This is a genomic window from Delftia sp. HK171, assembly GCF_001886655.1.
Classification (GTDB): Bacteria; Pseudomonadota; Gammaproteobacteria; order Burkholderiales; family Burkholderiaceae_C; genus Comamonas; species Comamonas acidovorans.
The window spans coordinates 3452119-3465796 of sequence record NZ_CP018101.1; the positions used below are offsets into that span (position 1 = coordinate 3452119).

A 13678-nucleotide genomic window follows, 5' to 3' on the forward strand; every position below is an offset into this window, starting at 1 on the left:
CCACAAAAACCAGGAGACAAGGGAATGATCAAGAACTTCAAGGGCAAGACGGCGGTGCTGACGGGCGCGGGCTCGGGTTTCGGCCTGGAGTGCGCGCGCATCGGCGCGAAGCTGGGCATGAACCTGGTGCTGGTCGATGTGCAGCAGGAGGCGCTGGACAGGGCTGCCGCCGAGTTCGAAGGGCAGAGCGTGCGCGTGCTGGCACGCCGCGTGGATGTGTCCGACGCAGCCCAGATGCAGGCCCTGGCCGATGAGGTGCGCCAGCAGTTCGGCGCGCCGCACTTCGTGTTCAACAACGCAGGCGTGGGCGCGGGCGGGCTGGTCTGGGAGAACACGCTGGAAGATTGGCAGTGGGTGCTGGGCGTCAACCTCTGGGGCGTGATCCACGGCGTGCGGCTGTTCACGCCCATGATGCTGGAGGCGGCCAAGGCCGACCCGTCCTTCGAGGGCCACATCGTCAACACGGCCAGCATGGCCGGCCTGCTGGCGCCGCCCAATATGGGCATCTACAACGTCAGCAAGCATGCCGTGGTGAGCCTGACCGAGACGCTCTACCAGGACCTGGCCCTGGTCTCCGACCAGATCAGCGCCAGCGTGCTGTGCCCCTTCTTCGTTCCCACGGGCATCAGCCACAGCGAGCGCAACCGGCCCAGCCATCTGGCCGCCCAGCCGCTGACGGCCAGCCAGAAGATCGGCCAGGCCATGAGCGAGAAGGCCGTGGGCTCGGGCAAGGTCACGGCCCCCGATGTGGCGCAGAAGGTTTTCGACGCCATTGCGGCCAACCAGTTCTACATCTACAGCCATCCGCAGGCCCTGGGCTCGGTCCAGACCCGCATGGAAGATGTGGTGCAGGGGCGCAATCCCACCGACCCGTTCGCGCACAAGCCCGAACTGGGCGCCAGCTTGAAGGCCTCGCTGCGCGCGGCCTGAGCGTCAGTCCTCCTCGTCCGGGTCCGGCCTGTGGGGGGCTGGCTTGGCGGGAGCCTCGGCCTTTTCATCGGGCGGCGCGGAGGGCAGGGGCCGCACCAGCCGCACCATGAGCTGGTTGCCGCGCCCCATGTCGGGCCGCGTCTCCAGGCTGTCGAGGTCAATCGCCCAGGCCTGCTGGGCCGACAGCTGCGTACCGGCGCTGCCCGAGATGTTGCTGTAGTTGTAGGGATTGACGGGCCGCGCGTTGACCGCTGCCGTGCCCGTCCAGTGCCAGCCGCGCGGCGCGCCCGGAAACAGCTCGGGCGACAGGCCTTGCGGCCGTATATCGCGCGAGATCAGCCGGCGCATCTCGTTGACGCGCGGCAGGCGCCAGCGCACGCCGTCCTGCTTGGCCCGTTCGGCGGCCAGGGCCTGCGCCTGCTTGTGCGTGAACAGCTCCGGCAGGCCCGTGCAGGTCTTGCCATTCCACTGCATGCCTTCCACGCAGCGCGGCCACAGCAGGCGGGCGCGCCGGTCGATCACGTCGCGGCCGTCTTCGGATACTTCCAGCACAGGAGCGGCGCCGGGCCTGGGGCTGCGCTGTGCCTCCTGCTGTGTCTCTCGCTGCGCTGCCTGGGCAGAACCCAGCGTGCAGACACCCAGCAGCAGGGCGGCGAGCAGGGGCCCTGGCAATGCATTCAGGGCCGGTGGAAGGGAAGGCAGGGATGGGCGCATGGTGTGTTGCAGTGGCGATGGCGATGGCGATGGCGATGGCGATGGCAGTTGCAGTGATGAAAAGGTGGGTTGGCCTCTCGGGTGGCAATCTCGTTTCAGAGCGTAACAGGATTGCGGGCTTCTGAATTTGTGCCACGGCAAGCCGCCACCGTCAGGTGCGCGGGGCTGCATGCCCAGGAAATGTGAGCAGCCTCCTGCAGCCCCGCGCGCTTGCCGCCACAATGGCGCGTCTATGTCTGCGTCTATGCCTTCCTCTTCTCCCGCTTCCCCTGATTCCCACACACTGCGCCTGGTGCTGATCCTGGGCCTGCTCTCGGCCATCGGTCCGTTTGCCATCGACATGTACCTGCCCGCGCTGCCCCAGATCGGCAGCAGCCTGGGCGCCCAGGTGGGCGCGGTGCAGGCCAGCCTGACGGCCTTCTTCCTCTCGCTGGGCGTGGGCCAACTGCTGTACGGGCCGGTCTCGGACATGGTGGGGCGCAAGCCGCCGCTGTACTTCGGCCTGACCGTTTTCGCGCTGGCCAGCGTGGGCTGCGCCATGGCCACCAGCATCGAGACGCTGGTGGTGCTGCGCTTCATCCAGGGCCTGGGCGCGGCCGCCGGCATGGCCGTGCCGCGCGCCGTGGTGCGCGACCTGCACACCGGCCACGCGGCGGCCCGCATGATGTCGCTGCTGATGCTGGTGTTCAGCGTCTCTCCCATCCTGGCGCCGCTGGCCGGCAGCGGCGTGATTGCCGTGAGCAGCTGGCGCGGCGTGTTCTGGGCCGTGGCCGTGGCGGCCGTGATCGGCCTGGTGGCCGTGTTCATGGGCCTGAAGGAAACGCGCGGGGCCGCCGCACGGCTGGACAGCAGCGTGGCCGGCGCACTGCGCGCCTACGGCGTGCTGCTGCGCGACTGGCATTACCTGGGCCTGGTCTTCATCGGCGGCTGCGCCATGGCGGGCTTTTTCGTCTACCTGGCTGGCTCCCCCTTTGTGCTGATCAATTACTACGGACTGAGCTCCACCCAGTACAGCCTGGCCTTCGGGCTCAACGCCATCGCCTTCATCGGCGCGGCGCAGTTCACGGGCTGGCTGGGCCAGCGCTTCGGCCTGGTGCGCGTGGTCAAGGTGGCGGCCACCGGCTCGGGCCTGGTGATGCTGTCGCTGCTGTCGTACTACCTGCTGGGCGGTGAACGGCTGGTCGTGCTGATCGGCCTGTACTTCGTGGCCAGCGCGCTGATGGGGCTGGTGATTCCGACGACCTCGGTGCTGGCGCTGGAGGAGCACGGCGCCATTGCCGGCACGGCCTCGGCGCTGCTGGGCACGCTGCAGATGCTGTCGGGCGCCGCGGCCATGCAGATCGTGGGGCTGTTCTCCACGGGCAAGCCCCTGCCCATGGTGGTGGGCATGGCCACGGGCGCGCTGATCGGTGTGGCCCTGGCCTGGATCACGCTGGGCGGTGCGCGTGCCCATCGCGTGGGCGCAAAGGACCATTCATGAGCCTGGCACCCGCGGCAGAGGCTGCGCCTGTCCACGATGGACTTCCGTCAGGCCCCCGCGGCCAGGCGATGCTGGTCATCATCCTGGGGCTGACGCTGTCGGTGCTGGACAGCACCCTGGTCAATCTGGCACTGCCTGCCATGGCGCGCGAGCTGCAGGCCAGCTCGGCCCATACGCTGTGGGTGGTCAATTCCTACCAGCTTGCCAGCCTGGTGCTGCTGCTGCCGCTGGCGGCCCTGGGCGAACGCCTGGGCTACCGACGTGTGTACCTGGTGGGCATGCTGGTGTTTTCCGTGGCCTCGCTGGCGGCCATGCTGGCCACGTCGCTGCCCACGCTGGTGGCGGCGCGGGCGCTGCAGGGCCTGGGCGCTGCGGGTGTGATGAGCGTCAACGCCGCCCTGGTGCGGCTGATCTATCCGCGTGCCCTGCTGGGGCGGGGCATGGCCGTGAATTCGCTGGTGGTGGCGACGGCATCCATGGCCGGGCCCTCGGTGGCGGCGGCGATTCTGTCGGTGGCCAGCTGGCCCTGGCTGTTTGCGGCCAATCTGCCGCTGGGCCTGTTCACGCTGTGGCTGGGGCGCCGCGCGCTGCCGGTCAATGCCGTGGCCGGCCATGCAGGGGCGCGGCTGTCGCCGCTGGATGTGCTGCTCAACATCCTCATGTTCAGCCTGATCTTCCTGGGCGGCGAGCAGCTGGGCGTGCGCGCCGGCGGTGCCGATTCTTCCCTGCCTTCGGGCTGGTGGCTGCTGGGCGCGGGCCTGCTGGTGGGCGCCTGGTATGTGCGCCGCCAGTGGCGCCTGCCCGCGCCGCTGCTGCCGGTGGACCTGCTGCGCATTCCGGTGTTTGCGCTGTCCATGTGCGGATCGGTCAGCGCCTTTTGCGCGCAGATGCTGGCCTACCTGGCGCTGCCGTTCCTGCTGCTGGAGTCGCACGGCATGTCGCCCATCGAGGCCGGGCTGCTGATCACGGCCTGGCCGCTGGCCACGGTGCTGACGGCGCCCATCGCGGGCCGGCTCATCGGCCGCTATGCGGACGGGCTGCTGGGCGGCATCGGCATGGCCATGTTCGCCTGCGGGCTGTGGGCGCTGGCGGCCATGCCCGATGCGCCTTCGACCGTGGACATGGTCTGGCGCATGCTGCTGGCGGGCAGCGGCTTTGCGCTGTACCAGTCGCCCAACAACCACACCATCGTGACCACGGCGCCCCTGGCGCGCAGCGGCGCGGCCGGCGGCATGCTGAGTTCGGCGCGGCTCACGGGGCAGACCCTGGGCGCCGTGGTGCTGGCCACCATCTTCACCTTCGCGGGCGGGCATGGCGGCCATGCCGAAATCGTGGCCCTGGCCGTGGCGGGCTGCTTTGCGGCCATGGCGGGCGTGTTCAGCCTGCTGCGCGTGCGCACGGCACCCGTGCCTAAGCACTGAACAGGCCCGTAAATGGCATTGAACTTGCATGTGTCGGCGCGCTCCGACACATGCATCATCCTGGATGGACTTGCCAGGAGATTTCGGTGGCATGCCATCCGCTTTACAAACAAGAAATATGGGCACTGCACAATCGTGCGATGCCCCCAACGACTTCGCTGCTCCCATGATTTTTGACGTGCCCTTTTCGCCGAGCCCGCGCCTTGCGGCGCCTTCCGATTCCCAGCCCGGCGCAGGGCACGTACAAGCTTCCGCCTCGCCGGCCGGTGGCCGGCGCATCGGCACCGCCGTGCTGTGCGCACTGGCGCTGGCCGCAAGCCTTGCGGCCTGCTCCAAGAAGGATGCCGCACCTGCCGCCACGGCCAAGGCCGCGACCGAGGTGGGCGTGGTCACGCTGCAAAAGCAGAGCCAGCAGCTGGACGCCACGCTGCCGGGCCGCACGCGCGCCTCGCTGACCGCCGAGGTGCGGCCCCAGGTATCGGGCATCGTGCAAAAGCGCTTGTTCACCGAGGGCGCCCTGGTGCGCCAGGGCCAGCAGCTCTACCAGATCGACGCGGCCTCGCTGCGCGCCACCGAGGCCAGCGCCCAGGCTGCGCTGGCCAAGTCCGAGGCCAGCGCCCGCACGCTGGAGGCCACGGCGCGGCGCAATGCCGAGCTGGTCAAGATCGATGCCATCAGCCAGCAGGCCTTCGAGGAAAGCCAGGCCGCTGCCGCCCAGTCGCGTTCTGACGTGGCCGTGGCCAAGGCCAATCTGGAGACCGCGCGCATCAACCTCAAGTACAGCCGCATCGAGGCGCCCATCAGCGGGCGCATCAGCCTGTCCACGGTGACGCCGGGCGCGCTGGTGACGGCCAACCAGACCGAGGCGCTGACCTCCATCGTGCAGCTGGACCCCATGTATGTGGACTTCACCCAGTCCACCAGCGAGCTGCTGCAGCTCAAGCGCGACTGGGATGCCGGGCGCTTCCAGAAGGTGGAGGGCGACAAGGTGGCCGTGCGCATCCGCCTGGACGATGGCACGGACTACAGCCACCAGGGCAAGCTGCAGTTTGCCGGCGTGATCGTCAATGCCACCACGGGCAGCGTGACGCTGCGCGCCGTGGTGCCCAACCCGCAGGGCGTTCTCATGCCGGGCATGTATGTGCAGGCGCTGCTGCCCACGGGCCTGGCGCCCGAGGCGCTGCTGGTGCCCCAGCAGTCGGTGACGCGCGACCTGACCGGCAAGGCCAGCGTGCTGGTGGCCAAGGCCGACGATGTGATCGAGCGCCGGCCCGTGAACATCGACCGTGCCGTGGGCAATATGTGGCTGCTGCAGGACGGCCTGTCGGCCGGCGAACGCGTGGTGGTCGATGGCTTCCAGCGCATCAAGCCCGGCGACAAGGTGCGCGCCGTGGAGGTGGACCTGCGCGCCAAGGCCCAGGCCCGCAAGGGCAAGCCGGCCGAAGGGCCGGCAGCACCTGGCGCTGCGGACAAGGCGCCTGCTACAGCTCCTGCACCAGCACCGGCAGCGGCTCCTGCTCCGGCCGCCGGCTAAGCCGCAGGAACCCGTCACATGGCTCAGTTCTTCATCAACCGGCCCATCTTCGCGTGGGTCATCGCCATCGTCATCATGCTGGGCGGCGCGCTGTCCATCTTCACGCTGCCGCTGGAGCAATATCCCGACATCGCGCCGCCGCGCGTGACCATCGGCGCGCAGTACACGGGCGCCTCGGCCGAGACGGTCGAGAACTCGGTGACCCAGATCATCGAGCAGCAGCTCAAGGGCATCGACAACATGCTCTACATGAGCTCCACGTCCGACGCCTCGGGCCGCGCGCGCACCACGCTGACCTTTGCGCCGGGCACCAACATCGACGTGGCCCAGGTGCAGGTGCAAAACAAGCTGCAGTCCGCCGTGAACCGCCTGCCCGACGCGGTCAAGAGCCGGGGTGTGTTCGTGAACAAGGGCGGCCAGGACTTCCTGGTCACCTACAGCTTCTTCTCCAAGGACCCGGCCATGACCGCGGTCGATATCGGCGACTACCTGACCAGCAATCTGGTCGATGTGATCGGCCGCCTCGACGGCGTGGGCGATGTCAACGTCTTCGGCACCAACTATGCGATGCGCATCTGGATGGACCCGGCCAAGATGGAGAAGTACGCGCTGATGCCGTCGGACCTGGTCAATGCGCTGAACTCGCAGAATGCCCAGGTCTCGGCCGGCCAGCTGGGCGCGCTGCCCGCCGTCTCCGACCAGCAGCTCAACGCCACCATCACGGCGCGCACCAAGCTCAAGACGGTGGAGCAGTTCGAAGATATCGTGCTCAAGTCCTCGCTGGACGGCTCGGTGGTGCTCATGAAGGACGTGGCCCGCGTGGAGCTGGGCGCCGACAACCTGACCATCAAGGCCAAGCTCAACGGACTGCCCGGCGCCGGCATGGGCATCGTGCTGGCCGATGGCGCCAATGCCATGCAGGTGGCCGACACCATCGCCGCCAAGCTGGCCGAGCTCAAGCCGTTCTTCCCCAACGAGATCGACTACTTCGTCAGCTCGGACTCCACGCCCTTCGTGCGCGCCTCCATCAAGGAAGTGGTCAGCGCGCTGGGCGAGGCCATGATCCTCGTGGTCATCGTGATGTTCATCTTCCTGCAGAACTTCCGAGCCACGATGATCCCCGCCATCGCCGTGCCCGTGGTGCTGCTGGGCACCTTCGGCGTGCTGTCGCTGGCCGGGTACTCGATCAATACGCTGACCATGTTCGCCATGGTGCTGGCCATCGGCCTGCTGGTGGACGATGCCATCGTCGTGGTGGAGAACGTCGAGCGCGTGATGCACGAGACGGGCATGTCGCCCAAGCAGGCCACGCGCCAGTCCATGCGCGAGATCACGCCGGCCCTGGTGGGCATCGGCGTGACGCTGTCGGCCGTGTTCGTGCCCATGGCCTTCTTCGGCGGCTCCACGGGCGTGATCTACCGGCAGTTCTCCATCACCATCGTCGCGGCCATGGCGCTGTCGGTGTTCGTGGCGCTGACGCTGACGCCGGCGCTGTGCGCCACGCTGCTCAAGCCGCCCGCAGGGGGCGGGGCAGGGCATGACCGCCCCATCCGCAGCGGCATCCTGGGGGTGAATGACCGATTCTTTCGCTGGTTCAACCACCATTTCGACGCCACGGCCGCGCGCTACCAGGGCACGGTGGCCTACTCGCTGCGCCGCGCCAAGCGCATGATGCTGATCTTCCTGGCCGTCTGCGGCGTGGTCTGGCTGCTGATGGCGCGCCTGCCCACTTCCTTCCTGCCGGACGAGGACCAGGGCTTCGTCTTCGTCAACATCAACCTGCCTTCGGGCGCGGCCGATACGCGGCTGCAGGGTGTGCTCGACGAGGTGCGCGACTACTTTGCCAAGCAGCCCGACGTGGTGAGCTTCTACCAGGTCTCGGGCCTGAACGGCGACCAGGCCTCGGCACGCGCCTTCGTGCGGCTGAAGACCTGGGAGGAGCGGCCGCTGCCCGGCCAGTCGGCCTCCGAGATCGCGCACCGCGCGACCAAAGACCTGTCCGCCATCCGCGATGCGCGCGTGCTGGTCGTGCTGCCGCCGGCCGTGCGCGGCCTGGGCTCCAGCTCGGGCTTCAACTTCATGATCAAGGACATGAACGGCCTGGGCCACCAGGCGCTGCTGGAGGCCAAGGAGAAATTCCTGACCGAGGCCCGCAAGCGACCCGAGCTCACCAATCTGCGCATGACCAACCTGGAAGACGCCAGCGAGCTGCGCCTGGACATCGACGACCGCAAGGCCGCCGCGCTCGGCCTGTCGTACACCGACATCAACAGCGTGCTGTCCAGCGCCATGGGCGGCACCTATGTCAACGACTTCCTGAACAACGAGCGCGTCAAGCGCGTCTACATCCAGGGCGATGCGCCGCACCGCATGCTGCCCCAGGACATCGCCAAATGGACGGTGCGCAACGCCAAGGGCGAGATGGTGCCGTTCAGTTCGTTCTCCAGCAGCTACTGGGCCTACGGCTCGCCCCAGCTCATGCGCTACAACGGCAACCCGGCCTACGAAATGGAAGGCCGCGCCGCCTCCGGCGTCAGCTCGGGCACGGCCATGCAGATCGTGGAGGACATCCTGCGCACCCTGCCGGCCGGCATAGGCTACGAGTGGACCGGCGCCTCGCTGCAGGAGCGCCAGTCCGGCGCCCAGGCGCCGCTGCTGTACGCCATCTCCATCCTCTTCGTGTTCCTGTGCCTGGCGGCGCTGTACGAAAGCTGGACCGTGCCGCTGTCGGTGATGCTGGCCGTGCCGCTGGGCGTGGTGGGCGCGCTGGCCGCCACCTACACGCGTGGGCTGACGAACGACGTGTACTTCCAGGTGGGCCTGCTGACCACGGTGGGCCTGGCGTCCAAGAACGCCATCCTGATCGTGGAATTCGCGGTGCAGCTGCAGGAGCAGGGCAAGAGCATCTTCGACGCCGTGGTCTCGGCCGTGCGCCTGCGCCTGCGGCCCATTTTGATGACCTCGCTGGCCTTCGGCTTCGGCGTCATTCCGCTGGCCATCGGCACGGGGGCCGGCGCGGGCGGGCGCAATGCCATCGGCACGGCCGTGCTCGGCGGCATGCTGGCCTCCACGGTGCTGGGCATCTTCCTGGTGCCCGTGTTCTTCCTGCTGATCCGCAGCTGGTTCAAGAGCCATTCGCGCACCGAGGACGACGCGCCCCAGCCCACTGCCGGATCACCTGATTCACCGCATACCGCAAAGGAGAGCGCAGCATGAGGCGCCCAACGAATGTCTCCGCACTGGCCGCAGCGGCGGCGCTGGTGGCGCTGCTGACCGGCTGCAACCTCGCGCCGCAGCACCGCACGCCCGACATGCCCGTGCCCGATACCGTGGGCAGCACGGCCGCAACGCCGGCCCAGGCCGACGAGGCCAGCCTGCAGGCTGCCGCCGCGCTGGGCTGGGTGCAGTCCCAGCAGCTGCGCGAGGTCATTGCGCTGGCCCTGTCCAACAACCGCGACCTGCGCGTGGCCGTGGAAAGCATCGAGCGCGCGCGTGCCCAGTACGGCATCACGCGCGCCGACCTGCTGCCCAGCGTCACCGCCCAGGCACAGGCCAGTCGTGCGCGCACGGCCGCCGGCATGACCAGCGCCACCCAGGCGGCATCGGTCAGCACCCAGTACACGGCCCAGCTGGGCTTTGCCAGCTATGAGATCGACCTGTGGGGCCGCGTGCGCAACCTCAGCGAGGCCGCGCTGCAGCAGTTCCTGCAAAGCGAGCAGAACCGGCGCAATGTGCAGATCGGCCTGGTGGCCGATGTGGCCAACGGCTGGCTCACGCTGGCGGCCGACCAGGCCCGCCTGCAGCTGGCGCGCGACACCCTGGCCAGCCGCGAGAAGGCCTACGAGCTGACACGGCGCATGCACGAGATTGGCTCCACATCGGGCCTGGTGCTGGCACAGAACCAGACCACGGTGGACACGGCGCGCGGCGACGTGGCCAGCTTCACCTCCCAGGTGGAGCGTGACCGCAACGCCCTGCAATTGCTGGTGGGCGGCCCGCTGCCCGAGGCCCTGCTGCCCGGCGCCGCCACGCTGCGCGCCGATGCCCGGCCCGCGGCCGCGCTGCAGCCCGTGCCTGCACCGCTGCCCTCCAGCGTGCTGCTGGTGCGCCCCGACATCCAGGCCGCCGAGAACAACCTGCGCGCCATGGAGGCCAACATCGGCGCCGCACGCGCTGCCATGTTCCCCACCATCAGCCTCACGGCCAGCGTGGGCTCGGGCAGCCGCGAGCTCGACGGCCTCTTTGGCGGCAGCAGCAGCACCTGGAGCTTCATCCCCCTGGTGCGCCTGCCCATCTTCGACGGTGGCCGCAACCGTGCAGGCGTGCAGGTGGCCGAGGCCAACCAGCGCATCGCCATCGCCCAGTACGAGAAGGCCGTGCAGACGGCCTTCCGCGAAACCGCCGACGTGCTGGCCGACCGCGCGCAGTGGGACGAGCGCCTGGCCGCCCAGACCAGCATGGTCGCCGCTACGCAAAAGGCCTTCGACCTGTCGGAGGCCCGCTTCAAGGCCGGCGTGGACAACTACCTGACCGTGCTGGATGCGCAGCGCAGCCTCTACACGGCCCAGCAGACCCTGATCGGCCTGCGCCTGTCCGAGCAGCTCAACCGCGTCACGCTGTGGAAGGTGCTGGGCGGCGAGCAGGTGCAGGCGTCGTCCGCCTCGGCACCGGCGAATTCCTGAGCGTCGGCGGTGTATTGCGCGGTCCCGCAGAACATGCCGCCCCGACCACGATGAGCCCCTTTGCCAACACCCCCGAGCCGCCTTACTACGCCGTCATCTTCTCGTCGCGCAGGACGCGTGACGACGATGATGGCTACGGCCTCATGGCCCAGCGCATGGTGGACCTGGCCGCGCAGCAGCAAGGCTTCCTGGGCGCGGAAAGCACGCGCGGCGAGGACGGTTTCGGCATCACCGTGTCGTACTGGTCCACGGCCGAATCCATTGCGCGCTGGAAGCAGGATGCCGAGCACCTGGTCGCCCAGCAACTGGGCAAGGACGCCTGGTACGAGCACTATGAACTGCGCGTGGCCCGCGTGGAGCGCGCCTACGGCAAGCGCTGAATCCGGGCCGCCTGCGCTTGCACCACGGCCTCGGCCAGCAGCGCGATGGAGCGCGGCGCGCAGCCTTCGGCATCGTTGCTCACCGTCACGAAGGCGGGCAGCCCGCGGCTGGTGATGCCATCGATGGTCTTGGCGAGGATGGAGCGCGTGTGCACATCGGGCGTGCGGATCTCGTCAAAGGGATCGTGCTTGGTTTGCGCATCGGGGTAGCCGTAGGCCCCGAACTCGCGGTTCAGGTTCCAGCGGCAGACCAGGGGGCTGGGCCATAGCCGCCGCAGAAAAACCAATTGCTCTTCGATGGGCGGCATCTTGCCGTGCAGCCCCAGGCAGAAGGTGGCGCCCGCAGCGCGCAGCGTGTCCGCCAGCTCGGGCGTCAAAAGCTCCGGGTCGCGCACCTCCACCGCCACGATGATCTGTGCGCCCAGCGGATGGGCGGCCAGCGCCGCTCGCACCGCGTCCAGCATGGCCTGCAGCCGCGCCAGCAGTTCGGTGGGGCGGCTCAGCAGGCCCCAGGTCATCGGACTGAGCTGGAACACCAGCACGCCGAGCTGCTCGCCCAGCCCTTCGAGCGTGGGCTCGACGAAGCTGGTCACGGCCAGATCGGGTTGAAGGAACACGGGGTTCAGCGACATGCCCTTGCCATCCTCGTCGCGGACCTGCGCATCGGTGACCACCGAAGGGCACTTGACCACGAAGCGGAAATCGGCCGGCACCTGGCCCGCGAAGGCCAGGTACTGGCTGGCCGTCAACGGCCTCCAGAAGCTGCGGTCCACGCAGACCGTTCGCATCAGCGGATGCCGGCCATAGGCCTCCAGTCCCTTCTTGGCGAGCACGCTTTTGTCATAGGCGCCATCCCAGATCAAACCTTCCCAGCCCGGGTAGGACCAGGTGGAGACCCCCATGCGCAAGCCCTGCGGAAGCTGGTCCGCCAGCGCCTGCCATTGCAGGGCCTGGGGCGCCAGCTGCACGGCGCCGACGGCCTTGCGGGATGCCGGCTTGCGGCCGCCAGGCGCCGCGCTGGCGGCAGGCGGGACCGGAGCGGAAGAGGGTGGGGACGGCGGCGGTGATGGCGGCGCGCCAAACAGATCGTCTTGCATGGGCTGGAGCATGGATTGTCCATGATGCCGCTGCGCCAGCGCAGCCCGCGTAGGCACTCAGGCCACGCAGGCCCCCGCCGCACTGGCGATGTGCCTGCAGGCCAATGTCGCGTCGCAGGCCTGGGGCGGGATCGATTGACGGAGCCTAAGGCGCTCTTGAGGAATCACAGTTTTCAGTGATTGCCACCCACCCTCTTCCTTTGAACAATCCGCACTGACACCTGACGGGCAGCTGTACCGCCGTGTCGGGGTGCCCCAAGACACGCGAAACACGCAAAACACGCAAAGGAGAGGGTGATGCTGACCATAGAACAGGTAGTGGCCGGCCCGCAGCGGTCCGTGCTCATCACATCGGAGGGCGTATTCGCCTGGGGCAATCTGGAGGTGTTGCGCACCCTGCCCGAAGGCGTGGATGCTGCCGGGGTCTGTGCGCCCGATGCCACGCGCATCGGCCACCGCAGCTTTTCCCAGCCCGTGCCCCAGCGCCTGAGCCCCCTTGGTACGCGTTGGGAGGGGCTGGTGGACGCGGGCCATTCGCTGCTGGCCTGGGCGGATGGCCAGGCCTATGCCGTTGCGCCCCAGGTCCGCGATGCCGCGGGCGCCGTGCCCAGGCCTTTGGCCTTGGGCCGGCAGGATGCCGGGGTGCGGCGCATCTGGGCGGGTGAGCAGCAGGCCTATGTGCAGGACCGCGAAGGCGCACTCTGGGGATGGTCGGATGCCATGCCCGGTGCGCAGCGCGTGCAGGGCCTGCCCTCCGTGCGCAGCGTGTCCGTGGGCATGGGTCATGGGCTGGCGCTGGATGCCAGGGGGCAGGTCTGGTCCTGGGGCGCCAATGCGGCTGGCCAACTGGGGCAGGGCGATCTGGTGCAGCGCAGTCGTGCGCAGCGCGTGGTGCTGCCGCAGGGCGCTGCGGCCGTGGTGGCGGTGGCGGCGGGGGCCACGCACAGCCTGGCGCTGGATGAGAAGGGGCGGCTGTGGGGCTGGGGCTCCAACCACCAGGGCCAGCTGGACCAGGGGCTGCAGGCGGCCTACAGCCCCGGCCCCGTGCGCATTGCCGTGCCTGGGCGCCTCAGCAGTCTGGCGGCGGGCCTGCATTTTTCGGCGGCGACCACGCAGGGCGGGCAGGTGCTGGCCTGGGGCTGGAATGGCCTGGGCCAGCTGGGCCAGGGCGATGCGGCACCCCGCGCGGGCTTTCACGCCGTGCCCGGCCTGGCGGCAGTGCAGCAGATCAGCGTGGGCGGCACGCATGTGCTGGCGCTGGAGCGCGGCGGGCGCTGCTGGGCCTGGGGCGACAACCGCCATGGCGCCTGCCAGGGCGAGGACGGGGCCCAGACCCAGTCCCGCCCCCATGCGCTGGCCTTGCACGCCCTCAATGACCTGACCGAAACCAACGCATTCGCCGGCACGGCAAAGGAGGCCCTGTGAAGCATCTGCACCAGG

The 13678-nt window shown here is 69.0% G+C and carries 10 protein-coding genes; 8 read left to right on the forward strand and 2 right to left on the reverse strand.

The genetic code is table 11. The annotated features are described in order from the left end of the window. Window positions 1–24: 24 nt before the first annotated feature. Window positions 25–930 carry an SDR family oxidoreductase gene (locus BO996_RS15610; RefSeq protein WP_071955503.1) on the forward strand — a complete coding sequence of 302 codons (906 nt, stop codon included), beginning with the start codon at window positions 25–27 and terminating at the stop codon, window positions 928–930. A gap of 3 nt (window positions 931–933) precedes the next feature. Here the strand turns inward: BO996_RS15610 and BO996_RS15615 are convergent, their stop codons facing one another. Next, window positions 934–1644 (reverse strand): Lcl C-terminal domain-containing protein, encoded by a 711-nt coding sequence (locus tag BO996_RS15615; protein ID WP_071955505.1) that lies wholly within the window; start codon window positions 1642–1644, stop codon window positions 934–936. 244 nt (window positions 1645–1888) lie between these two features. Here BO996_RS15615 and BO996_RS15620 point away from each other — a divergent pair, with 244 nt between their 5' ends. The 6 genes from BO996_RS15620 to BO996_RS15645 all read left to right on the forward strand — a co-directional run bounded on the left by BO996_RS15620 (window position 1889) and on the right by BO996_RS15645 (window position 11141). Then, window positions 1889–3124, forward strand: a complete 1236-nt coding sequence (locus tag BO996_RS15620; RefSeq protein WP_071955507.1) for a multidrug effflux MFS transporter — start codon at window positions 1889–1891, stop codon at window positions 3122–3124. After that, on the forward strand, window positions 3121–4545 hold the full coding sequence (locus BO996_RS15625) for an MFS transporter (RefSeq protein WP_071955509.1): 1425 nt from the start codon (window positions 3121–3123) through the stop codon (window positions 4543–4545). Before BO996_RS15620 ends, BO996_RS15625 begins: the two co-directional genes overlap by 4 nt. A 166-nt stretch (window positions 4546–4711) precedes the next feature. Continuing rightward, window positions 4712–6079, forward strand: a complete 1368-nt coding sequence (locus tag BO996_RS15630; RefSeq protein ID WP_071957124.1) for an efflux RND transporter periplasmic adaptor subunit — start codon at window positions 4712–4714, stop codon at window positions 6077–6079. Window positions 6080–6097: 18 nt separating this feature from the next. Next, window positions 6098–9295: an efflux RND transporter permease subunit gene (locus BO996_RS15635; RefSeq protein ID WP_043820874.1), complete on the forward strand. Its 3198-nt coding sequence runs from the start codon at window positions 6098–6100 to the stop codon at window positions 9293–9295. Then, complete coding sequence (locus tag BO996_RS15640; RefSeq protein ID WP_071955511.1) at window positions 9292–10761, forward strand: efflux transporter outer membrane subunit; 1470 nt, start codon at window positions 9292–9294, stop codon at window positions 10759–10761. Before BO996_RS15635 ends, BO996_RS15640 begins: the two co-directional genes overlap by 4 nt. 50 nt (window positions 10762–10811) lie before the next feature. Continuing rightward, the gene (locus BO996_RS15645; protein WP_034392796.1) at window positions 10812–11141 is read left to right on the forward strand and encodes an antibiotic biosynthesis monooxygenase family protein; all 330 of its coding nucleotides are present in this window, start codon (window positions 10812–10814) and stop codon (window positions 11139–11141) included. On the opposite strand, the gene BO996_RS15650 is transcribed toward BO996_RS15645, so the two are convergent. After that, window positions 11126–12238, reverse strand: coding sequence for a DUF72 domain-containing protein (locus BO996_RS15650; RefSeq protein WP_071957125.1), 1113 nt, complete (start codon window positions 12236–12238; stop codon window positions 11126–11128). The genes BO996_RS15645 and BO996_RS15650 overlap by 16 nt on opposite strands. Before the next feature lie 297 nt (window positions 12239–12535). On the opposite strand from BO996_RS15650, the gene BO996_RS15655 reads away from it, so the two are divergent. Then, window positions 12536–13663, forward strand: coding sequence for an RCC1 domain-containing protein (locus tag BO996_RS15655; protein WP_071955513.1), 1128 nt, complete (start codon window positions 12536–12538; stop codon window positions 13661–13663). The last annotated feature ends 15 nt before the right edge of the window (window positions 13664–13678 follow it).

Bases quoted from the DNA above. Each gene is read 5' to 3' on its own strand.
- BO996_RS15610 (WP_071955503.1), top strand. From the start codon at position 25: ATGATCAAGAACTTCAAGGGCAAGACGGCGGTGCTGACGGGCGCGGGC.
- BO996_RS15615 (WP_071955505.1), bottom strand. From the start codon at position 1,644: ATGCGCCCATCCCTGCCTTCCCTTCCACCGGCCCTGAATGCATTGCCA.
- BO996_RS15620 (WP_071955507.1), top strand. From the start codon at position 1,889: ATGCCTTCCTCTTCTCCCGCTTCCCCTGATTCCCACACACTGCGCCTG.
- BO996_RS15625 (WP_071955509.1), top strand. From the start codon at position 3,121: ATGAGCCTGGCACCCGCGGCAGAGGCTGCGCCTGTCCACGATGGACTT.
- BO996_RS15630 (WP_071957124.1), top strand. From the start codon at position 4,712: ATGATTTTTGACGTGCCCTTTTCGCCGAGCCCGCGCCTTGCGGCGCCT.
- BO996_RS15635 (WP_043820874.1), top strand. From the start codon at position 6,098: ATGGCTCAGTTCTTCATCAACCGGCCCATCTTCGCGTGGGTCATCGCC.
- BO996_RS15640 (WP_071955511.1), top strand. From the start codon at position 9,292: ATGAGGCGCCCAACGAATGTCTCCGCACTGGCCGCAGCGGCGGCGCTG.
- BO996_RS15645 (WP_034392796.1), top strand. From the start codon at position 10,812: ATGAGCCCCTTTGCCAACACCCCCGAGCCGCCTTACTACGCCGTCATC.
- BO996_RS15650 (WP_071957125.1), bottom strand. From the start codon at position 12,238: ATGCAAGACGATCTGTTTGGCGCGCCGCCATCACCGCCGCCGTCCCCA.
- BO996_RS15655 (WP_071955513.1), top strand. From the start codon at position 12,536: ATGCTGACCATAGAACAGGTAGTGGCCGGCCCGCAGCGGTCCGTGCTC.